The organism is Mesorhizobium sp. P2_C5_2, from assembly GCF_056404535.1.
The window spans coordinates 1233457-1256230 of record NZ_JBFUDV010000001.1 but is presented as its reverse complement, the minus strand read 5'-3'; the positions used below and the strand labels follow the sequence as shown (position 1 = coordinate 1256230).

General features: G+C 63.9%; 16 protein-coding genes. 10 read left to right on the top strand and 6 right to left on the bottom strand.

Translation table 11 applies throughout. The features are described 5' to 3' along the window. The first annotated feature begins 50 nt into the window (after window positions 1-50). Together htpX and AC1D1B_RS06015 are read left to right on the top strand one after the other, a co-directional pair. Window positions 51-1082, top strand: coding sequence for a zinc metalloprotease HtpX (htpX, locus tag AC1D1B_RS06020; protein ID WP_477330221.1), 1032 nt, complete (start codon window positions 51-53; stop codon window positions 1080-1082). Next, window positions 1073-2455 (top strand): RsmB/NOP family class I SAM-dependent RNA methyltransferase, encoded by a 1383-nt coding sequence (locus tag AC1D1B_RS06015; RefSeq protein ID WP_477330219.1) that lies wholly within the window; start codon window positions 1073-1075, stop codon window positions 2453-2455. The genes htpX and AC1D1B_RS06015 overlap by 10 nt, the downstream gene beginning before the upstream one ends. Window positions 2456-2602: 147 nt before the next feature. On the opposite strand, the gene AC1D1B_RS06010 is transcribed toward AC1D1B_RS06015, so the two are convergent. Then, on the bottom strand, window positions 2603-3538 hold the full coding sequence (locus AC1D1B_RS06010) for a phytanoyl-CoA dioxygenase family protein (RefSeq protein ID WP_477330216.1): 936 nt from the start codon (window positions 3536-3538) through the stop codon (window positions 2603-2605). Window positions 3539-3630: 92 nt separating this feature from the next. Between AC1D1B_RS06010 and AC1D1B_RS06005 the strand changes: the two genes are divergently transcribed. The 3 genes from AC1D1B_RS06005 to purH all read left to right on the top strand — a co-directional run bounded on the left by AC1D1B_RS06005 (window position 3631) and on the right by purH (window position 8132). Further along, window positions 3631-4467 (top strand): helix-turn-helix transcriptional regulator, encoded by an 837-nt coding sequence (locus AC1D1B_RS06005; RefSeq protein ID WP_477330214.1) that lies wholly within the window; start codon window positions 3631-3633, stop codon window positions 4465-4467. A 217-nt stretch (window positions 4468-4684) separates the two neighbouring features. Further along, on the top strand, window positions 4685-6409 hold the full coding sequence (locus AC1D1B_RS06000) for a heparinase II/III family protein (protein WP_477330212.1): 1725 nt from the start codon (window positions 4685-4687) through the stop codon (window positions 6407-6409). 106 nt (window positions 6410-6515) lie between these two features. Beyond that, entirely contained in the window at window positions 6516-8132 is a 1617-nt protein-coding gene (gene purH / locus AC1D1B_RS05995) for a bifunctional phosphoribosylaminoimidazolecarboxamide formyltransferase/IMP cyclohydrolase (RefSeq protein ID WP_477330210.1), read from the top strand. Window positions 8133-8169: 37 nt separating this feature from the next. Here purH and AC1D1B_RS05990 read toward each other — a convergent pair whose 3' ends face one another. Next, window positions 8170-9546 (bottom strand): MFS transporter, encoded by a 1377-nt coding sequence (locus AC1D1B_RS05990; RefSeq protein ID WP_477330208.1) that lies wholly within the window; start codon window positions 9544-9546, stop codon window positions 8170-8172. A 150-nt stretch (window positions 9547-9696) separates the two neighbouring features. Continuing rightward, window positions 9697-14487, bottom strand: a complete 4791-nt coding sequence (locus AC1D1B_RS05985; protein WP_477330206.1) for an NAD-glutamate dehydrogenase — start codon at window positions 14485-14487, stop codon at window positions 9697-9699. 133 nt (window positions 14488-14620) lie between these two features. Here AC1D1B_RS05985 and AC1D1B_RS05980 point away from each other — a divergent pair, with 133 nt between their 5' ends. After that, window positions 14621-15184, top strand: coding sequence for a peroxidase-related enzyme (locus AC1D1B_RS05980; RefSeq protein WP_477330204.1), 564 nt, complete (start codon window positions 14621-14623; stop codon window positions 15182-15184). A gap of 123 nt (window positions 15185-15307) precedes the next feature. Beyond that, window positions 15308-15631 (top strand): hypothetical protein, encoded by a 324-nt coding sequence (locus tag AC1D1B_RS05975; protein WP_477330202.1) that lies wholly within the window; start codon window positions 15308-15310, stop codon window positions 15629-15631. A 78-nt stretch (window positions 15632-15709) separates the two neighbouring features. Here AC1D1B_RS05975 and AC1D1B_RS05970 read toward each other — a convergent pair whose 3' ends face one another. Continuing rightward, window positions 15710-16324, bottom strand: a complete 615-nt coding sequence (locus tag AC1D1B_RS05970; protein ID WP_477330200.1) for a LysE family translocator — start codon at window positions 16322-16324, stop codon at window positions 15710-15712. Window positions 16325-16466: 142 nt separating this feature from the next. Between AC1D1B_RS05970 and AC1D1B_RS05965 the strand changes: the two genes are divergently transcribed. Both AC1D1B_RS05965 and AC1D1B_RS05960 read left to right on the top strand, forming a co-directional pair. Then, window positions 16467-17501: an L-idonate 5-dehydrogenase gene (locus AC1D1B_RS05965; protein ID WP_477330198.1), complete on the top strand. Its 1035-nt coding sequence runs from the start codon at window positions 16467-16469 to the stop codon at window positions 17499-17501. A 336-nt stretch (window positions 17502-17837) separates the two neighbouring features. Next, entirely contained in the window at window positions 17838-18464 is a 627-nt protein-coding gene (locus AC1D1B_RS05960; RefSeq protein WP_477330557.1) for a DUF1062 domain-containing protein, read from the top strand. A gap of 57 nt (window positions 18465-18521) precedes the next feature. Here the strand turns inward: AC1D1B_RS05960 and typA are convergent, their stop codons facing one another. Further along, window positions 18522-20351 (bottom strand): translational GTPase TypA, encoded by a 1830-nt coding sequence (typA, locus tag AC1D1B_RS05955; protein ID WP_477330196.1) that lies wholly within the window; start codon window positions 20349-20351, stop codon window positions 18522-18524. Window positions 20352-20548: 197 nt separating this feature from the next. On the opposite strand from typA, the gene AC1D1B_RS05950 reads away from it, so the two are divergent. Further along, complete coding sequence (locus tag AC1D1B_RS05950) at window positions 20549-20827, top strand: hypothetical protein (protein WP_477330194.1); 279 nt, start codon at window positions 20549-20551, stop codon at window positions 20825-20827. 213 nt (window positions 20828-21040) lie between these two features. Here the strand turns inward: AC1D1B_RS05950 and AC1D1B_RS05945 are convergent, their stop codons facing one another. Continuing rightward, window positions 21041-22615 carry an alkaline phosphatase D family protein gene (locus AC1D1B_RS05945; protein ID WP_477330192.1) on the bottom strand — a complete coding sequence of 525 codons (1575 nt, stop codon included), beginning with the start codon at window positions 22613-22615 and terminating at the stop codon, window positions 21041-21043. Between the last annotated feature and the right edge of the window lie 159 nt (window positions 22616-22774).

The window sequence follows — 22774 nt, the reverse complement described above, 5'->3', positions numbered from 1 at the left end:
ATGACACCCGGATCGATCCCTTTTTGCCACGGCCGCAAACGGAGCAGACGATGAGCACGCTACGCACCGCCATGCTTCTGGCCGCGATGACGGCGTTGTTCATGGGCGTCGGCTTTCTGATCGGCGGCACCGGCGGCATGATGATCGCCTTCCTGTTCGCCGCCGGCACCAATCTGTTCAGCTACTGGAACGCCGACAAGATGGTGCTGTCGATGAACAACGCCGTCGAGGTCGACGCCAGGAACGCGCCCGAATTCCATGCTATCGTTGAGGCGCTGGCCAAGCAGGCCGGCCTGCCGATGCCGAAGACCTATCTGATCGACAATCCGCAACCCAACGCCTTCGCCACAGGCCGCAATCCGGAGAATGCCGCCGTGGCGGCCTCGACCGGGTTGCTGGAGCGCCTTTCGCATGAGGAAGTGGCGGCCGTCATGGCGCATGAGCTCGCCCATATCCAGCACCGCGACACGCTGACCATGACCATCGTCGCGACGCTCGCCGGCGCGATCTCCATGCTCGGCAATTTCGCCTTCTTCTTCGGCGGCAGCCGCAACAACAACAACCCGTTCGGCTTTGTCGGCGTGCTGGTGGCGATGCTGGTGGCGCCGTTTGCCGCCATGATCGTGCAGATGGCGGTCAGCCGCACACGCGAATACGAGGCTGACCGGCGCGGCGCCGAAATCGCTGGAAATCCGCTTTGGCTGGCATCGGCGCTTGACAAGATCGCCCGCGGCGCCGAACGCATCCGCAACCCGGATGCCGAACGCAACCCCGCGACCGCGCATCTCTTCATCATCAATCCCCTTCACGGCGAGCGCATGGACAGCCTGTTTTCGACCCACCCGAACACCGACAACCGCATCGCCGCGCTGCAGGCGATGGCGCGCGAGATGGAGGGCCGTACCAGCCAGCCAACGCCGCGCCAGTCGCCGACGCCGACGCCCACCGAGGAATTGCAAGCCGATGGCCCGGAAGGCCCATGGGGCAAGCCGGCGCAGCCCGAACCGCCGGCTGAGCCGGAACAGCCAAAGCCCAACCCGTGGGGCCGCAACCCGACCGGACCCAAAGGTCCGTGGTCGTGAGCGAAGCCAGAGGCCGGCCCGCACACTCAGGCAATCGCGAAAACAGCTCGGACGAATCCGTCGCCGGCCTGGCCGCGCGCAAGGCGGCGGCGCGGCTGCTGGCCGCCGTCATCGATGCCAGGACGCCGCTCGACGGGCTGACCGACCACGAGAACGGCCATCCGCAATACAAGGCGCTCGACCTGCGCGACCGCGGCCTGGTGCGCGCCATTCTGGTGACCGCGCTGCGCTACCGCATGACCATTGCCGAGCTCCTCGCCCGCCGCCTGGAAAAGCCCCTGCCGCCCAACGCCACGGCTCTGTCGCACATACTGCATGTGGCGGCGGCGCAGATCCTGTTCCTCGACATCCCCGACAGCGCCGCCGTCGATTTGGCTGTGACCCACGCCAAGTCCGACCCGCGCACGCAGCGCTTTTCCGGCCTCGTCAACGGCGTGCTACGCACTTTGGCACGCGCCAAGGACACGGAATTGCCTGCTGCGCTTGCCGCCACCGATGAAGCGCCAAAGTGGTTCACCGACCGGCTGAAGGCCGCCTATGGGGCTGAACTGACCGGACGTATCCTGGCTGCCCACCGCACCGAGGCGCCGGTCGACTTCACGGTCAAGGCCGACCCCGAACTCTGGGCCGAAAAGCTCGGCGGCATCGTGCTGCCGACCGGCACGATCCGGGTCGAAAAGCTAAGCGCCTCCGTCACCGAACTGCCCGGCTTCGGCGAAGGCGCCTGGTGGGTCCAGGACGCTGCCGCCAGTTTTCCGGCGCGGCTGTTCGGCGATGTCAGCGGCTTGCGCGTCGCCGACCTCTGCGCCGCCCCGGGCGGCAAGACCGCCCAGCTGATCCTTGCCGGCGCAAAAGTCACCGCCGTCGACACCTCGAAGAACCGACTCGCGCGGCTGACGCAGAACCTCGAGCGGCTTGGGCTCGCCGCCGAGATCGTGCAAGCCGATTTGCTGAAATACCAGCCAACAGGGCTGTTCGACGCGATCCTGCTCGACGCACCCTGCTCTTCCACCGGCACGGTGCGACGCCATCCCGACGTGCCGTGGACGAAGACGATGGCCGACGTCGAAAAGCTTGCCGACCTTCAGGCAAGGCTGCTCGCCCGCGCCGTCACTTTGGTCAAACCGGGCGGTCGGATTGTTTTTTCCAACTGCTCGCTCGACCCTATCGAAGGCGAAGACCTGTACCGCGCCTTTCTGGCCGGCAACAAAGCCATCGCCGACGATCCGTTGCAGCCGGGCGAGATCGCCGGCCTCGATGCCTTCCTGACCAGTCAGGGCACGCTGCGCACCACACCCGCCGACCTCGATCTCGGCTCACCCGGGATTTCCGGCCTCGACGGCTTCTTCGCCGCCCGCATGCGACGTGTCTAGCGCCGAAGGCGGGCTGAGATTCAGGTCAGGCTGCGCCGAAAATGGTGGCTACCGAGAACCGGAGCGGAGCGTACTCAAGTACGTGAGCACCGGAAGCGCAGGTAGCCGTCATTTGCAGGCCGGCCTCACCTGAATATCGGCCCACCTTTAGAGCATGTCGTCCAGACTCCAGTGGTTAGCCCACCGCGCATCAATTTCATCGTCGACATTCTGGTAGCGGATATCGGTGGACAGCCGGATACGACCCTCCGCGCTCTGGTTGGTGGTCGAGGCATGGATCATGTAGGGCGAGTGCAGAACGACATCGCCGGCCTCGAAATCCGCGATCAGCCAGCGCGTGTCGAACCGCTTCGCCATGTCGGGCAGATCTTTCGACACCCAGCCGCCTTCGCTCATGTTTCTGTTGAAGGCGCTGATGCGTTCCTCGGGGCTGAGCCCGGCATTGTCCCTGGCGAAGCGCGCTTCCATGTCGACGCCGATTGCGTGTGATCCCTCGAGATAGACCAGGCCGCCCATGTCGACGGAAACGTCGCCGATCGGGATCCAGGCGGTGACGATACGGCTGGTGCCGCCGCGCAGATAGACGAGATCGTAATGCGCCGGTGTCGCCACAGTCGTGCCGGGCTGGGTGAAGCGCATGAGCTTGCGCTTGTGCAGGTAGGACAGCCCGCCGACAAACGCATCCATCAGCCGCGATAGCAGCGGCTGCGCGCAAAAGCCTTCATAGGCGGTGGAACGAACCAGCGCCATCAGCCGGCGATCAGCGAGCTGACGGTCGAACGCGCTGGCCGCCGCCAACCCAAGCGCAGGATCGGACCCAGACTTCAGCAGCCCGGTGTCGGCCAGATGCGAAAACACCCAGCCACGAAAACCGATGACGTCGCCGCGCGGCAGCATGCCTTTCAGCCAGACATAGCCCTGCTCGGCAAAGAGCTTGCGGATCGTCTCGATGCCGACCTTGGGGTCGGTCGGTGAGAGATAGCCCAGCCGGTTCCGCGCCGTCGACAATGTCTTGCCATTGGCGATCAAAGTGATCGGAGGAACAGTGTTCTCTAACTGCGCACCGCTTGCCGATCTTGACATTTCAGTCACCCATGATTTGTCATCTCAGCAAACAGTGCCATGTCTGTCATCGCTCCGGCCATGGATAGAACGAACGACTGGACTTTTCGCTCATGCCCGATCGCCATTTCGCGCTCTACAGATCAGCGCCGGCAGCCGCTGGCGGCCTGTCGGTAACCGGGATTGGCCGACATCGCGTCACGCAGGCAATCACAGCGCGCAAACTGCCGGATTTCGCCGTGGTACTGGTCGAGGATGGGCAAGGCTGGCTGGAAACCAAAGCCGGCGGCGGGCAGGCGATTGAGGCACCGGCCCTGTTCTGGCTGTTTCCCGGCAAGACTCACTCCTACGGGCCGAACGCCTCGGGATGGCTCGAACGCTGGGCGCTGTTCGACGGTGCCCTGACGCGCGATTTCACCCGGCTGCGGCTGATCGCCGAGGCCGCCCCTGTCGTCTGGCTGAACGATCTCAGCGAGATGCAGCGTCTGTTTGACAGGCTACACAGCGAGCTTTCGCTCGACACGGTGCTGAGCCAGGCGGAAGCCGCCGCCACGATGCATCGCATTGTCGTGCGGGCCGCCCGGCAGGCGGGCGACCGGGATAAACGGGATTCCGACCTTCAGCGCATCCCCGACTTTCAGCCCATCATCGACGAATTGCGCCGCTGCGCCTGCGATGCGGTCGACCTCGACGCCTTCGCCGCGAAATTCGGGATGTCGCCGGCAACTTTGCGCCGCAGGTTCGCGCTGGCCACCGGCATGTCGCCCAAGGCCTTTCAATTGCGCATTCGGCTCGACCGCGCCAAGCAGATGCTGGCCGCTTCCGATTCGTCGATTGAATCCATCGCCGCTGCCGTCGGCATCCACGACGCCTTCTATTTCTCCCGCCTGTTTCGCGATCGCGAAAACTGTTCGCCGAGCGAGTTCCGATCGCGTCACAACCGCAAGTGAGTGCCGGATTGTCGGGCTTACCCTCGGAAATCGTTTGACTTTTTTCGGGATGGGTCGGCCGCCGGCAGCGTGAAGCCCTTCACGTCAGCGGAATTCGACTTCGCATAAGTTCTTGAACCATATAAGCTTGTGCTGGGGTACAGGAGCATGATGCCGAAAAGGGTGACGCGGTTTTCGGACAACATCATGCTCTATCACTAGGTGACGAGGAGGGGTTTTGGCACTGGCTGCCGGCAGCACGACACGTCTGTGGACGCTTGTCGCTAAGGAGTTTTGGCGCAAGACGCGCCGGCGCCTGCGGGCAGGGCCAGTCTATCGCTGGCGCTATTCCGGACGCACGCCGGAACGCGTCCTGATTGCACCGCCGGACCTCAGGCTCGCCGATCCGCAGATCGCGCTCGAAATCTATTATGGCCGCTATCCGCTATCGGGCCACCTGGTCGAGACCGGCGGTAAATCGCCGTTCCAGATTGAAGTCGCCAATCGCGGCTGGGTGAAGACGCTGCACGGCTTCCGCTGGCTGCGCCACATGCGCGCCGCCGGCACCGAGCTGGCCGCCGCCAATGCCCGCGCGCTGGTTTCCGACTGGATCGCCATGCATGGCAACCAGATTTCCGGCATCGCCTGGGAACCGGGCACCACGGCCAAGCGGGTCATCGCCTGGCTGCAGCATTCCTCGGTTGTCCTACAAGGGGCTGAATTTCCGTTCTACCGCGCCTTCCTGAAATCGCTTGCCGTGCAGATCCGATATCTGCGCTCGATGGCGCGCGAAATGCCGGATGGCAAGGACAGGCTGCGCGCCCGCATTGCGCTGGCCTTTGCCGCTTTGTCGCTGCCGGCGCCGGCCTCGGCACTGCGCGGCGCCACCCGCCACCTCGCCGAGGAACTCGACCGCCAGATCCTTCCAGACGGTGGCCATATTTCGCGCAACCCGATGGCGGTGCTCGAACTGCTTGCAGATCTTCTGCCGCTGCGCCAGACCTATGCCAACCAGGCCGAGACGCCGCCGTCCGCTTTGATGGGCGCCATTGATCGCATGCTGCCGGCGCTGCGTTTCTTCCGCCACCAGGACGGCAGCCTCGCCCGCTTTAACGGCATGGGCGCAACCATCCATGACCGCATCGCCACTATATTGCGCCACGACGACACCGCCGGCGCGCCGCTGCTGCACGCGCCGCATTCCGGCTATGAGCGGCTGTCGATGGGCGGCGTGACGGTCATTGCCGATACAGGCGCATCGCCACCCGTCGACGTGTCCAACGCCGCGCATGCCGGGTGCCTCGCCTTCGAGCTCTCCTCCGGCCGTCAGCACTATGTCGTCAATGCCGGCATCGACACCTACGGCGCCGCAGAATTCCGGCCGCTGGCCCGCGCCACGGCGGCGCATTCGACCGCCACACTCAACGACACGTCGTCGGCGCGTTTTTCTCATTCGCTGCGCGTCAACGACGTGCTCGGCACGCCATTGCTCGGCGGCCCGCAGCAGGTGCCGTGCAAGCGCATCGACCAGAAGGGCACGCAAGGCTTCATTGCCCGCCATGACGGCTATATCCAGCGCTTCGGCTTCCTGCACGAGCGCGAGATGAAGCTGTCGAGCGAGGGCAATGTGCTCGCCGGCCGGGACCGCTTTCTGCGCCCCGGCGGTGCGGCAATCCGCAACAATGGCCGCGACTTCGTCATGGTGCGCTTCCACATCCACCCCGACATCAATCTGCTCCAGGACGAGCATGACCGCCTGGTTCTGGCCGGCGACCAGGCCGACACCTGGGTGTTCACCTGCTCAGAGGTGATGCCGGAGGTCGAGGAATCGATCTATTTCGCCGGCCTTGGCGGCCCGCGCCGCAGCCGCCAGATCGTGCTCGCCTTCAAGGCCTCGGAAATTGCCGAGGTCCATTGGCAGCTGACGCGCACCGGCATCGCCGGCTACCCCGACAACAACTGAGCGTCGTTGCCGGCACCGGCTTGATCGAGCTTCCGGCTTGATTTCCTGACCTCATGTGCTACGGCCCGGCAACGCTCTCCAATCAGCCCTGAAAGGCCGCCAGCCCATGGCCGTCGCCGCCAAGAACATTCCGGCACCCGACCTCGTTCCGGTCCGCCGCGCACTGCTTTCCGTTTTCGACAAGACCGGCCTGATCGACTTCGCCAAGGGCCTGGCCGCGGCCGGCGTCGAGCTGGTCTCGACCGGCGGCACGGCAAAGGCGATTGCCGAAGCCGGCCTGGCCGTGCGCGACGTCTCCGAACTGACCGGCTTTCCCGAAATCATGGACGGCCGCGTCAAGACGCTGCATCCGTCGGTGCACGGCGCGCTGCTCGGTGTGCGAGATGATCCTGAGCACGCCAAGGCGATGCACGATCACCGTATCGAGCCGATCGACCTTCTCGTCTCCAACCTCTACCCGTTCGAAGAGGTCCGCCGTTCCGGCGCCGACTATGCCGCGATCGTTGAGAACATCGACATTGGCGGCCCGGCGATGATCCGCGCTTCGGCCAAGAACCATGCCTATGTCGCCATCGTCACCGATCCCGGCGACTATGCCTCGGTGCTCAACGCACTGGAAATGAACATCGGCTCGCTGTCGCTGGACTTCCGCAAGAAGCTGGCGGCCAAGGCCTTTGCCCGCACCGCCAGCTACGATGCGGCGATCTCCGGCTGGTTCGCCGAGACGCTGGAGATCGAACATCCGACCTGGCGCGCCTTTGGCGGCAAGCTGGAAAGCGTCATGCGCTACGGCGAGAACCCGCATCAGACCGCCGGCTTCTACGTCAATGGCGACAAGCGTTCGGGCGTCGCCACGGCGCGGCAGCTGCAGGGCAAGCAGCTGTCCTACAACAACATCAACGACACCGACGCCGCCTTCGAGCTGGTCGGCGAATTCGATCCCAACCGCTGCGCAGCGGTGGCCATCATCAAGCACGCCAATCCGTGCGGCGTCGCCGAAGGCGCTTCGCTGACAGAGGCCTATGCCAGGGCGCTGGCCTGCGATCCGGTCTCGGCCTTTGGCGGCATCATCGCCATGAACCGCATCCTCGACGCCGAAGCGGCCGAGGAGATCGTCAAAACCTTCACTGAGGTGATCATCGCGCCGAACGCATCGGAAGACGCGGTCCGCATCGTTGCCGCCAAGAAGAATTTGCGCCTGCTGGTCACCGGCGGCCTGCCCGATCCGCGTTCTGCCGGCACCACGGTGAAATCGGTCGCCGGCGGCATGCTCGTCCAGGGTCGCGACAATGCAGTGATCGACGATCTTGAGCTCAAGGTGGTGACGAAGCGCGCGCCGACTGCGGCTGAGATGGCTGACCTCAAATTCGCCTTCCGCATCGCCAAGCACGTCAAGTCGAACGCCATCGTCTACGCCAGGGACGGCGCCACGGTCGGCATCGGCGCAGGCCAGATGAGCCGCGTCGATTCCTCGCGCATCGCCGCCCGCAAGGCGCTCGACGCCGCCGAGGCTGCAGGCCTGGCGGAGCCGCTGACCAAGGGCTCGGTGGTTGCCTCCGACGCCTTCTTCCCCTTCGCCGACGGGCTTATATCGGCGATCGAAGCCGGCGCCACCGCCGTCATCCAGCCCGGTGGCTCAATGCGCGACGAAGACGTCATCGCCGCCGCAGATGCGCATGGCATCGCCATGGTGTTTACCGGCGTGAGGCATTTTAGGCATTAGCGCCTTTTTACCCTCCCCATGATGGGGAGGGTAAGCCTCACTCCACCGGCTGATCCGCCGGATAGGGCGTCTTGATCAATATCGCCATGCCGATGCCGAGGAACAGCACGATTGTCGCCATGCCGAGCCGATCCGACCCGCTGACTAGGCCGACAGTCGCTACCATGAAGGGTGCGGCAAAGCTGGTCGCCCGTCCGGCCAGCGCATAGATGCCGAAATAGCGGCCTGATTCAGCGGCGGTGACGCTGCGCGCCATATAGGAACGCGACGAGGCCTGCACAGGTCCGAAGGCAACCCCGATCAGCAGTCCATAGAAAATGTAGGCCTTTTCCGCCGCCGTGCCGAACAGACCGCCTGAATCGGTGGTGGAAAGCTGCACGATGCCGAGCAGCGTGAAACCGGGCCCGGTCGAGACGATGCCGATGGTGGCGATGCTGAGTAGCACAAGCGAGATCATCACTATGGCCTTCGAGCCGAGCCGCGTATCCAGAAAGGCTGCGCCCCAGCAGCCAAATATGGCGACGACATTGAGGATGATCCCGAACACCCCGACCTCGGTGATTGACCAGCCGAACATCTTGGCGGCGAAGGCGGCGCCCAGCGCCAGAAGCGCATTTACACCGTCCTGATAGACCATGCGGGCGATCAGAAAGCGGAAGATGCCGCGGCGCTGGCGCACTTCAGCCAGCGTCGACTTCAGCTCCGACAGGCCCTCGCGCACCGCCGGCCCAATCGGAATGCCTTTGATGGCGTCCGGCGTAAAGAAGAACATCGGCAGGATGAAGAGGAAATACCAGCCGGCCGAGAGCGGTCCGGTGGCGCGTGCGTCCTCACCGAGTTTCGGGTCGAGCCCGAACAGCGGGTCGATGCCGATGATCGTCTTGCCGGTCTCCGCCGAACCCGCCAGACAGGTGACGACAAAGATCAGCGCGATCATGCCGCCGAGATAGCCAAGCCCCCAGGCGATGTTAGAGATTCTTCCGATCTCGCTCTTCGGCACTAGGCGCGGCATCATCGAATCGTTGAAGACGGTCGAGAATTCAGCCGCGACCGAGGCCAGCGAAAACAATGCCACGATCACGAAGAGGTTTGATCCGGGCGCGGCGAACCAGAGCAGACAAAGACTGGTGATCTTGATCGCCGCGAAAAACGCGATCCATGGCTTTCTCGGACCGGTCTGGTCGGCAATCGAGCCGAGGATCGGCGACAAAACGGCGATGACCAACCCGGCGGCAGCGATACCATAGCCCCATACAGCCAGGCCCGTATCTGGATCGCTGGCCATGCGCGAGACGAAGTAGGGCCCAAAGATGAAGGTGGTGACGACAGTGAAAAACGGCTGCGCCGCCCAGTCGAAGAGCATCCATCCCCAGATGCCGCGCCCGGATGCCCGCTGCACTGTTTCTACCGTCATGATTCCCCCGACATCCACTCCGCCCGCGTCGGGCGCCATGTCTGCATGTTTCGAATGCTCATGCAATTAACAAGCGTGGCGCAGCCGTTCACTGCCTTGGGTTCCTCTCCACGCCTATGAGCGGGGGCGGGGAACCCAGGCTTTCGAGGCTCACATCCCCGTCAGGTCGCTCATCAGCCCCGAGGCGACCGACAGCCGCGACACGGTGATGTCTCCGCCTTCGGTCAGCGCCTGCAGCCGCTCGCGGATGCGGGCAACGCGCTCGCCACCGGCTTCCAGCCAGGCCGCCACAGGATCCGCCGTCCCGGCATGGCCGGTGAGAGCCGCCACCGCGATGCCACGGCGGGCCGCGCCGATCGTGTCGGTGGCGCGCGACAGCGCCAGCTGGTCGTAATAGTCCGACGGCGTGATCGAGCGCGCCGCCTCTTCGACGCGCGGAATACGGAAGGCATCGCTGACGGCAAAGAACGCCTTGGCCGCGGCGATGATGTCGGCATTGGCCATGCGTGCCGTCAGTGCGATATCGGGGATCAGTTCGGCCAGATCGGCCAACGCCAGCTTTTCGGCGAGCTTTTCCGGCGCGCCGGCCTTGAACAGGCCGTGCCGCCGTTCCTCGACCCGCTCGCGCGAGAAGGTCGGCAGCAGCGAGACCAGCTTCGGCTCCAGCGCCTTGCGCGCCTCTTGCAGTTCGGCGATGCGCTGGCCGAGTGCTGCCGTGCCGGCATCGTTCTTCAGATACCAGCCGCTGGTCACGAAGATAAGCCGGCTGACGGATTGGTAGAGGTCAAGCTGTGCCTGGCCATCGATCTGGCTGTCCAGCGCGTCGATCTCGCGGTAGAGCGCCGGCAGTCCAAAGCCGTCGCGCACCACGGCGAAGGTGCGCACCACGTCGGCCGCACTGCGCCCCGTGGCTTCCTGCAGCCGGTTGACGAACGACGGGCCGCCGCGATTGACCAGATCATTGGCAACGACGCGGGCGATGATTTCGCGGCGCAGCCGGTGGCCGTTGATTTCGGCCGCGTATTTCTTCGCCATCCGGTCTGGGAAATAGCCCATCAGGTCGCGGTCGAAATGCGCATCGTCCGGCACGTCGCTGGCGACGATGTCGGAAAACAGCACGATCTTGGCATAGGCGAGCAGCACGCCGAGCTCGGCCCGGGTCAGCGGCTCGCCGCGCGCCTCGCGCTCGGCAAGGGCAGCCGGCGACGGCAGCGTCTCGACCGCGCGGTCGAGCAGGCCGCGCGCCTCCAGCGCCGTCATGAAACGGCTCTGATGCGCAATGTCGGCAAGACCGCGCTTGCGGGCGATCGAAAGCGCCAGCGTCTGCTCGTAGTTGTTGGACAGAACCAGCCCGCTGACCTCGTCGGTCATCTCGGCCAGAAGTTTGTTGCGCGCCGGCCGGGTCAGCGATCCCTTGCGCATGGCCGACGCCAGCGCGATCTTGATGTTGACCTCGACGTCGGAGCAGTTGACGCCGCCCGAATTGTCGATGGCGTCGGAATTGCAGCGACCGCCATTCATGCCGAACTCGATGCGGGCGCGTTGCGTGACACCGAGATTGGCGCCCTCGCCGATCACCTTCGCCCGGACATCGAGCGCGGTGATGCGGATGGCGTCATTGGCGCGGTCGCCAACATCGGCGTTGGTTTCGCCCGAGGCCCTGAGATACGTACCGATGCCGCCGAACCACAGAAGGTCGACATTCGCCTTGAGGATGGCGGTCATGATCTCGACCGGTGTCGCGGTGGTCTTGGTGAGGCCGATCGCTGCTGCCGCTGCCGCGGGCAGTGTGATCGACTTCTGGCTGCGCGAGACGATGACGCCGCCCTCCGACAGTTTGGTCTTGTCGTAGTCCTGCCAGCTCGAGCGCGGCAGCGCGAACATGCGCTCGCGCTCGGCCATCGAGGCCACCCTGTCCGGATCGGGATCGATGAAGATGTCGCGATGGTCGAAGGCGGCGATCAGCCTGGTCTGCGGCGACAACAGCATGCCGTTGCCGAACACGTCGCCCGACATGTCGCCGACGCCGACGACGGTGAACGGCGAGGTCTGGATGTCGCGGTTCATCTCGCGGAAATGCCGCTTCACCGCTTCCCAGGCGCCCTTGGCGGTGATGCCCATCTTCTTGTGGTCGTAGCCGGCCGAGCCGCCGCTGGCGAAGGCATCGTCGAGCCAGAAACCGTGCTTCTCCGAAATGGCGTTGGCGGTGTCGGAGAAGGTTGCCGTGCCCTTGTCGGCGGCGACGACGAAATAGGGATCGTCCGGATCGCGCCTGACAACGCCGGCCGGCGGGATGACGCCATCGAGGCCGATATTATCGGTGATCGACAACAGGCTGGAGACGAAGTTCTTGTAGGCCGACGTGCCGGCCTCGAAGATGGCGTCACGGCTGCCGCCTGCGGGCAGGCGCTTGGGGAAGAAGCCGCCCTTGGCGCCGACCGGCACGATAACGGCATTCTTGACCTGCTGCGCCTTGACCAGGCCGAGCACTTCGGTCCGGTAGTCCTGGGCGCGATCCGACCAGCGCAGGCCGCCGCGTGCCACCGGACCGAAGCGCAGATGCACGCCCTCGACCTCGGAACCGTAAACGAAGATCTCACGCCACGGCCGCGGCGCCGGCAGACCTTCGACGGCATGCGAGTCCAACTTGATCGCGAGCGACTGGCCCCTGGCCTTCGTTTCGGCAACGAAATGATTGGTGCGCAGCGATGATTGGATCAAATTGAGATAGCGGCGGATGATGGTGTCGTCATCGATGTTGGGCACCTCTTCCAAGGCGTCCTTGATCTTGGCCTTGAGATGCTTGGCGGCGACGACGCCTTCCGTCGCGGCCGTCGGGCCGAGGCGGGCGACGAACAGCGCATGCAGGCCGCGCGCGATGTCGGGATAGCGGTTGAGCGCGGCGGCAATAAAATCCTGGCTCTGCGGAATACCGGCCTGCTGGAGGTAGCGGCCATAGGCGCGCAGGATGGTGACTTCGCCGGACCATAGGCCGGCGGTCTGGGCAAGGCCATTGTAGCTGTCATTGTCGACATCGCCGCGCCAGACCGACAGGAAAGCGTCTTCGAACAGCGCACCGCCATCGGTGAGGTTGATCGGCTTGCCGTAGCTGTTCTCCAGTTCCATGTCGTGGACAAAGACCGTGTCGCCGCCCTCCTCGCCGACTTCGAAAGTCCGCTCGCTGATGACGCGGAAGCCGATATTTTCCAGCACCGGCACCCGCCGTGACAGCGCCACCGGGCTGCCGTGATGATAGATCTTCAGCGCCGCCTGGTGCGGCTTCTGCTCGGCGTGCCGGTAATAGTCGATGGCGATCGGGTTGGCGGCGCTGATGCTGGCGATGCGCCCGGCATCGGTCAAAGCAACGCTTGCGTTGAAGGAGTCGCGATAGCTCTCCGGGAACCGTGCCGCGATGGCCTTCAACGCCTGATCGCTGCCGCCGGCTTCCGCCGCATCGGCCAGTGCGTCGTCCCAGGTCCGCACGATGTCGCGGATCGCCGCCTCGATAGCCGCCTGCTCGACCTTCGGCGTCTTGCCGCCGGAACGGCCGATAATGAAGTGGACGCGCGTCAGCCCGCCTTCCGGGAAGGCCGGATAGTAAGCCGACAAACGGCCTTCGAATACGGTCTTGAGATAGGTGCCGACCTTCTCGCGCACCGCGCTGTCATAGCGGTCGCGCGGCACGAAGACGAGGATGGAGACGAAGCGGTCGAACTGGTCGACGCGCACCAGCGCCCGCACCCGCGGCCGTTCGATCAGGCCGAGTATGGCGACGGCGTGCTTCTTCAGGATCGGCACCGGCACCTGGAACAGTTCGTCGCGCGGATAGCTCTCCAGAACGTTGATGAGCGCCTTGCCGGAGTGGTCGTGCCGGTCGAAGCCAGACTTGGCGATGATGGTCTCAGCCTTCGACCTCAGATACGGGATTTTCATCACCGAGCGCGTGTAGGCGGTCGAGGTGAACAGGCCGACCATGCGCAGCTCGCCCGACAGCGCGCCCTTGGCGGTGTAGGTCTTGACGCCGATATAGTCGAGATAGATGCGGCGGTGCACCAGCGATTTGGCGTTGGCCTTGGTGACGATCAGCGGTTCCGGCCCGTGCAGGAAGGCGCGAATTTCGGGCGTCGTCGTCACCGCTTCGGTGCCGCGCCTGAGCACCAGGACATCGGGGTCGGAGAGGATGCCGAGACCGGGCTTGTCGGCGCGCTCCAGATTGCCGCTCTCCGCGCCGCCGGTGTATTTGAACTCGCGCATACCGAGGAAGGTGAAATTGTCGTCGCGCAGCCATTCCAGGAAGGCTATCGCCTCGGCAACGCTCTTCTTGTCGAGCGGCACGGGGGAATAGCGAAACTCAGAGATCGCCTGGTCGAGGCGGGCGAGCATCGGCTTCCAGTCGCTGACCGCGGCGCGGACCTGGTTGAGCATCTTGCGCAAGCGATTGGCCAGCGCGTTCGCCTGCTCCGCCGTCAGGCGCGGGATGTGGACATGGACGACGCTCAGCCGGTCGTGGGTGCTGTCGTCCTTGATGACGCTGCCGTCGCCGAGGATCTCGTCGACACCGGCCTTGCCATGGCGCACGGCGATGACCGGATGGGTGACCAAAGTCGGCTCGCCGGCGGTCTCGGTGATCTCGCCAAGGATCGAATCGAACAGGAACGGCATGTTGTCGTTGACGACGGTGATGATCGTCATCGGGCGGCCCTCGCGGGAGACACCCGACTCGGCATCGACGGCGACGACGCTCTCGCCCTTCTTATGGACGGCGACCGCCCGTCCGGCCAGATCAGCGGCGCGCTGAAGGTCGGCGCCGTCATAGGCGGCAATGTCTTCCGCCGGCGCGCGTGCCAGCAGATAATCGGCGAGACCGGCCGACTTCTCGTCGGATTTCGCCGCCGCAGTGGCTTTTTTCTTCGACTTAGCTGCGGATTTCACGCTCGCCATGATGTCCTCCCGTCACATGCTTTTACGACTATGGTAGCAGATGACCGCCGTTTGGCGACAAAGGTTTGACGGCTCGCTAAGAATTATCGGAATTCGGCGGTCAGGCGGCAGCGAACGAGGAGGAAGACCCCCCATGCCCGGCAATATCAGCGCACTTGACCTCGGTATTGCAGAGCTGAGCGAGGCGACAAAAGCCTATTTCGCCAAATGCGAAGAAAAGCTCGGCCTGGTTCCCAATGTCCTTCTTGCCTACGCCTTCGACGAGAAGAAACTGCGCGCCTTCACCGACACCTACAACGATCTGATGCTCGGCGAATCCGGCCTGTCCAAGCTGGAGCGCGAGATGATCGCGGTCGTCGTCTCCTCGATCAACCATTGCTATTACTGCCTGACCGCGCATGGCGCGGCGGTGCGGCAGCTCTCCGGCGACCCGGCATTCGGTGAGATGATGGTGATGAATTTCCGCGCCGCCAATCTGTCACCGAAGCAGACTGCGATGCTCGAATTCGCCGTCAAGCTGACCGAGGAACCGGCAAAGATCGTCGAAGCGGACCGGGCAGCGCTTCGCAACGCCGGCTTCAGCAACCGCGACATCTGGGACATCGCCTCGACGGCCGCTTTCTTCAACATGTCCAACCGCGTGGCGGCGGCGATCGACATGCGGCCGAACGACGAATACCACGCCATGGCGAGGTGAGGCGCCGCCGCCGCCTTATATCAGCTATCCCTCATTCTCGTTGCTTGTTTGCCCGTTTGGTCCGATGATCGGCAGGCGGCATGACCGCGTGCCGGTTCAAGCCGCTCACCAAGGGAGGAGAACATGGCGAAATTTCTCTACGTCTATCATGGCTCCGGCAAGATGCCGACCGACGAGGCCGAGCGGAAAGCCTCGATGGATGCCTGGACCGGCTGGTACGGCAAGCTTGGCTCGGACGTCGTCGACGGCGGCAATCCGGTCGGCAAGTCGAAGATGGTGCTGCCCGGCGGCAAGGTCGAGAACAATGGTGGCAGCAGTCCGACCGCCGGTTACACGATCGTCGAAGCGAAGGACATCGACGATGCCGTCGCCAAGGCGAAGGGTTGCCCGATCCTGATGGACCCGGCGTTCAGTGTCGAGATCGCGCCGATCATCGAAATGATGTGACGCGATCTACCGAAGGTCATCGAAGCAAAAAACGATCCCGCCTTCCGCTGATGCGATCCTTCGGTTTGGGGTCATGCCCTATGACCGCGCCGCGATGGCCGCTGCAGCACCGGCCATCGTGGTGGCGCTGACGCGGTTGGCGATCTTCATGGCGCGCTTGCTTCGCAGCAGCTTGCGCGCCTGCGACGCCACGACCACCCACGCAAGATTGACGGCGATCAGAACCACCGCCATCGTCGCCGTCAGCTCGACCCAGCCGATGACACTGACCGAAGCGAGGTCGATGATGGTCGGCAGCAGCGCCAGATAGAACATCATGATCTTTGGGTTGCCGAGCGTTACCGCCATGCCGGCAAAGAACAGCTTTGTCGCCGAATCTTCGCGTGGCATCTCGCCTTCTTTCGCGTCGACGGGCGCGGTCCACATCTTCCAGGCGAGGTAAGCGAGATAAGCGACGCCCACCCATTTCACGACAACGAAGGCAAAATGAAAAGTCTGCGCCACGACGGCCAACCCGAACACCGCCAGCGACAGCCAGATGCCCTCGCCGATCCACATGGCGAGCAGGAACGGGAAGACATCGCGAAACCCTTTCGAGATGACGCGCGCAACCAGTGCGGCGATCGATGGGCCGGGCGAACCGGCGGCGACGAACAAAGCGGCGGCGAAGATCAGAAGCGAGGTGAAGTGCATGGCGGAGCCTTCGAGCGTTGGAGTGCGAAGGATAGCCGATCAGCCGCAATTTGGAACCCTGCGGGCTGATGGGCCAGAGCTTGCGAGATATTTGAGCGCTCGCGCCTTGCCCGCACCGGTGGTTTGAGAAAGGATCGCGGCCATGAAATCAATCGTCATCCACGCGGCAAAGGACCTTCGCATCGAAGAGACCGATCCGGGCGTACTGGGCGCCGGACAGGTCGAGATATCGGTCGAAGCTGGCGGCATCTGCGGCTCGGACCTGCACTACTACAATGATGGCGGCTTCGGCGTGGTCCGCCTGCGCGAGCCGATGATCCTGGGCCATGAGGTCGCCGGAACGGTGAAGGCGCTTGGCACCGGCGTATCGACCCTCGCCGTCGGCGACCGCGTCGCGATTTCGCCCAGCCGGCCCTGCAATGCCTGTCGCTATTGCCTGCAAGGCATGCAGAACCAGTGCCTCAACATGCGCTTCTACGGCAGCGCCATGCCGATGCCGCACATCCAGGGCGCCTTTCGCCAGCGCCTCGTCGCAGAGGCCTGGCAGTGCCACAAAATCTCCGACCATGTCTCCATCAACGAGGCCGCCTTCGCCGAACCCTTCGCGGTGACGCTGCATGCCGTGAACCGCGCCGGCTCGCTGCTCGGCAAGCGGGTTCTGGTCACCGGCAGCGGGCCGATCGGCGCGCTCTGCATCTTGGCCGCACGCGTCCACGGCGCGCGCGAGATTGTCGCCACCGATGTCATGGACGCCGTGCTGGCCAAGGCCAGCGAGATCGGCGCCGACCGCACCATCAATGTCGCCACCGACAGCGCCAGCCTCGCCGCCTACAACATCGAAAAGGGCAGTTTCGACGTGATGTTCGAATGCTCCGGCAACGAACGCGCGGTGCGGGCGGGGCTCGACGTGTTGAAGCCCCGCGGCGTGCTGGTCCAGCTCGGCCTTGGCGGCGATATGTCGCTGCCGCAGAATCTCATCGTCGCCAAGGAAATCGAGATGCGCGGCTCCTTCCGCTTCCACGACGAATTCGCGCTCGCCGTCGATCTGATCAACAACCGCCGTGTCGACGTCAAACCGCTGCTGACCGGCATCTATCCGATGGACGAGGCGGTTGCGGCGTTCGAGATCGCCGGCGACCGCACCCAATCGATGAAGGTGCAGATCGCATTCAGCTGAGCATAGCGGAACCGCGTGAGAGCTTGCGTGCATGCCACTTCGCGGCTAGACAAGCCGTCCCGACATCCATTTCGAGCTTCATTTTGCCTCAGTAACCGCCGGTCTCGCCAACTCCCCTGATCACACTTGGCAGGGCGCCGCCATCAGCGGAGCCTGCTTCATTTCACATGTTCCTCAGGCGGCGGTTCGAGACCGGTTTGGCACTGCTGAACCGCTGTCGCGTGGCCTTGCGCCCGTGACACCTGATTTCCAGAAAACCGCAGCCTCCCGCCACGCCGTGCCCGCATGGGCATCTCGACACTCCCGGCCTGAAGAACTTCCCGACGGGAAGGGCTTATCGGCATGTCTCTGCGCATCCACTGGGCGATCGCGCCTGAAATCGCACCTCGACCCCTGATCAACTGCAACCGCTGCGGCGCTGTGAAAGCGTACCGCTGCAGCGACAAATTCCGCGTCAACGCCAATGGCAAGCGCATCGATGTCTGGCTGATCTACCGCTGCATCGACTGCGACAATTCGTGGAATTTCGGCATTTTCGAACGCTGCAACCGCCGCGACATCGAACCGGCGCTGCTCGCAGCCCTTGAAAGCAACGATCCGGCGCTGGCCCGGCGTCATGCCTTCGATGTCGTCGCATTGCGCAGCCGGGTCGGCCGCGTCGAAGAATTTTCCGACGTCGTCGTTCACAAACAAAGGCTCTGCGACAACAGCGAAAGCGCGACCACGCTGGAACTCAGGCTTGGGCTGGAATTGCCGACATCGCTGCGGCTCGACCGGTTGCTCGCCGGCGAACTCGCCATCTCACGGGCGCGGCTTCAGGCGCTGGAGGGGAAGCGGCGGCTGGTGGTTGATCCGGACGGAGCCAGGGCCTTGCGCAAGCCAGCCCGTGAGGGAACGACGATCCGCATCGACCTGAGCGGCGAGCCCGACAGGGATGCCATCATCTCTGCGGCCGGTGGGTAATAAAAAGGGGCGAAGCACCGCTGTGCTCCGCCCCTCAAATCCATCAAAATCAGATGATTATGCCGCGCCGACCACTTTGGCCGACTTCTCGAAACGCTTGCGCTCGTTCGGGTCGAGATAGAGCTTGCGCAGCCGAATGGTCTTCGGCGTCACTTCGACCAGCTCGTCGTCCTGGATCCAGGCCAGCGCGCGCTCCAGCGTCATGCGGATCGGCGGCGTGAGCTTGACCGCCTCATCCTTGCCGGCGGCGCGGATGTTGGTCAGCTTCTTGCCCTTCAGCACGTTCACTTCGAGGTCGTTGTCACGGCTATGGATGCCGATGATCATGCCCTGATAGACCTTGACGCCCGGATCGATGACCATCGGGCCGCGGTCTTCCAGGTTCCACATGGCGTAGGCGACGGCTTCGCCCTGTTCGTTGGAGATCAACACGCCATTGGTGCGGCCGGGCAGTTCGCCCTTGTAGGGCTGATAGGCATGGAACAGCCGGTTCATCACGGCGGTGCCGCGCGTATCGGTCAAGAGTTCCGACTGGTAGCCGATCAGGCCGCGCGTCGGCGCGTGGAAGACGATGCGCTGGCGGTTGCCGCCGGAGGGCCGCAGCTCGACCATCTCGGCCTTACGCTCCGACATTTTCTGTACGACGATACCGGCATGCTCCTCGTCGACGTCGATGACGACTTCCTCGACCGGTTCCAGCAATTCGCCGTTTTCGCCGTTCTGCATGACGACGCGGGGACGCGACACGGCAATTTCAAAGCCTTCGCGGCGCATCGTCTCGATCAGCACCGCCAGCTGCAATTCGCCGCGGCCGGAGACGAAGAACGAATCCTTGTCAGGCGATTCCTCGATCTTGAGCGCGACATTGCCTTCGGCTTCGCGCAACAGACGGTCGCGGATGACGCGGCTGGTCACCTTGTCGCCTTCGGTGCCGGCCAGCGGTGAATCGTTGACCAGGAAAGACATGGTGACGGTCGGCGGATCGATCGGTTGCGCATGCAACGCCTCGGTCACCGCCAGATCGCAGAACGTGTCGGCGACGGTGCCCTTCGACAGGCCGGCAATGGCGACGATGTCACCCGCCTGCGCCTCTTCGATCGGCTGGCGCTCAAGGCCGCGGAAAGCGAGGATCTTTGAGATACGGCCGGTTTCGATCTGGGTGCCGTCATGGTGCAGCACCTTGACCGCCTGGTTGGACTTCAGCGTGCCGGATTCGATGCGGCCGGTGATGATGCGGCCGAGGAAGGGGTTGGCTTCCAGGATGGTGCCGATCATGCGGAACGGGCCGGGATGAACGGTCGGCTCCGGCACATGCTTGATGACGAGGTCGAACAGCGGCGCAAGCTGTTGATCCTTCGGGCCTTCGGGGTTTTCCGAGACCCAGCCATCGCGGCCCGAACCATAGAGGATCGGGAAGTCGAGCTGCTCGTCAGTGGCGTCGAGGGCGGCAAACAGGTCGAACACCTCGTTGACCACCTCGACGTGGCGGGCATCCGGGCGGTCGATTTTGTTGATGACGACGATCGGCTTCAGGCCGACCTTAAGCGCTTTGCCGACGACGAACTTGGTCTGCGGCATCGGGCCTTCGGCGGCGTCGACCAGCACGATGGCCGAATCCACCATCGACAGGATGCGCTCGACCTCACCGCCGAAATCGGCATGGCCGGGAGTGTCGACGATGTTGATGCGGGTGTCCTTCCAGTCGACCGAGGTCGCCTTGGCCAGGATGGTGATGCCGCGTTCCTTTTCGAGGTCGTTGGAATCCATGGCGCGCTCGGCGACGCGCTGATTGTCGCGGAAGGAGCCGGATTGCCGCAGCAATTGGTCAACGAGGGTGGTTTTTCCATGGTCGACGTGCGCGATGATCGCGATATTACGAATTTTCATGTTGTGGTCTCGGGAGCGTTGCAGGCAGCAGGCCAAAAGGCGCCGCCTCTTTCGGTTGCGCGGCTCATACAGGGTTTTTCGCAATTGCGAAAGAGGAGGCGCATCACCAAATACTCATCAAATCTTAAGCATCTCGGTGTGAGATGGTTTTGTTAACCAAGGCGGGAACCTTTCGGGGCCCGGGCAGTTCGAAATTCATGACCGACAAACTCAACCGATTTTGGCCACTCATCGCTTCGGTGGCATTCGCTGCCGTACTGGCGGCCAATGCCGCCCAGTCGGCCGCGACGCTGAAGGAAGCCAATCCCGCTTCGTCGTCCGACCAGACGGCCGAGCAGATGTTTGCCGACGCCCCCGATGGCGTCGACCCCGTGGTCACAGGCCCGGTCAGCGCCTCTTTCAAGCAGCGGCAGCAGGTTGCCGGCTGCGACAGTGCGGTTTGGCCGAAGATTCCGACGGTTTGCTACCCGGACTGAGGGGCGCTCTACTCCAAGCGCAGCGATCCTTCACGCCCCCCTCTGCCCTGCCGGGCATCTCCCCCTCAAGGGGGGAGATCGGATTGCGCATCGGCTTTCGCCAATTTCCAACGTTGCAGAACGAGCGGCAAGGTCGAGGCTCCCAATCTCCCCCCTTGAGGGGGAGATGTCCGGCAGGACAGAGGGGGGCGCCGTCCCGCCGGCCTATCCAGTCTACGCCGAGCGCACCGGATCCAACGTCACCTTGTAAAGCTGGTTGTCATCGCGGTCCATCAGCCGCACCGTCAGCTGCTCGCTGGCGCCTGAAATATCCACCAGCCCGAAGAACTGCAGCCCGGCCGATGGCGGCAGGTTCTGGCCCTGTTCGGCGGTCGGCGCCTTGATGAACTTCAGCTCCGGGCCGAAGGTCATGTCGAAATCGTTGGGGCCGAACGTGCCGGCATGGATCGGGCCGGAGACGAATTCCCAGAACGGATTGAAATCCTGGAACTGCGCCTTGTCGGGGTTGTAGTAATGCGCCGCCGTGTAATGCACGTCGGCGGTCAGCCACACCGTGTTGGTGATGCCGGCGTTCTTGATGTAGCGCAACAGGTCGGCGATCTCGAGCTCACGACCCTTGGGCAGGCCATTGTCGCCATTGCTGACCGCTTCCGCACCCACCTTCTTGGTGCCGTCGTCCCAGACGACGAGGCCGAGCGGCATGTCTGCGGCGATGATCTTCCAGGTCGCCTTGGAATTGGCCAGCTCGCGCTTCAGCCATTTCGTCTGCTGTTCGCCGAGAATGCGCGATTCCGGCGTCATCGTGTCCTGCATGTCCGGGCCGTTCGGGCCGCGATAGGAGCGCATGTCGAGGAAGAACACGTCGAGCAGCGGCCCGTGGGATATCTTGCGGTAGACGCGGCCGGGCTCCGACGGCTCGTAGCGGATCGTCGTCATCTCATGGAAGGCGCGCGCCGCACGCGCCGCCAGCACATGGATGGATTTTTCGGTGTAGCGGCTGTCGGCGCTCAGATTCTTCGAATCCGACCAGTTGTTCAGCACTTCGTGGTCGTCCCACTGGTAGAAGGTCGGGCAGATGGCGCTCAGGGCGAGAACGTGTCTGTCCATCATGTTGTACTTCCACTGGTCGCGGTACTCGTCCAGCGTCTCGGCAACCTTGCGCTTGCCGTCGATGAGGACGACGTTCTTCCACTTGCCACCGCCGGGCAGGTCAACTTCATCCTTCATGGCGCCATCGGCATAGATCGTGTCGCCGGAATGCAGGAAGAAGTCGGGCGTGTGCCTGGCGATGGTGGCATAGGTCTTCATGCCGGTCTCGTCGATGCCCCAGCCCTGGCCGGCCGTGTCGCCAGACCAGGCGAATTTGATGTCGCGCTTCGAGGCGGGTGCTGTGCGGAAGCGGCCGACGATCGGCTCGGAGACGACATTGATGTCGGCGAGGTCGGCGGCCGTCATGCGGTAGAAGATGTCCTGGTCGGAAGCGAGGTCGGTAAGCAGGCGCTTGACCGTAAAATCGCTGGCCGGCGATGTATCGAGCGGCGCCAGCCGGGTGGCGTTGGCGAAATTCTCCGTCGACGACACTTCGAACATGACGCGCGAGGGACGATCGGTGCGCGTCCACACCATGCCGCTCGAGGCATCGACATCGCCGGACTGGACGCCATGGGTGAAGGCCGGGCGCTGGCTGGCGCGCGAATAATAGGGCAAAGCGAGCCCCGATGCGCCGAGCAGCCCGGCCGCACTCGCTGATGTGACGAAAGCGCGGCGGGTCAACGAAAGCTTGTTCATGGCTGTCTCCTGATGGCTTGAACGTCCGCCACCAAGCTCCAGCCTCAATGTTTCAGCCGCATCTCGGAAAGATGAAGTTTTGATAACAGTGAACAGGTGATCTCCCCCCTTGAGGGGGAGATGTCGCCGAAGGCGACAGAGGGGTCGCTGCGCGTGGAG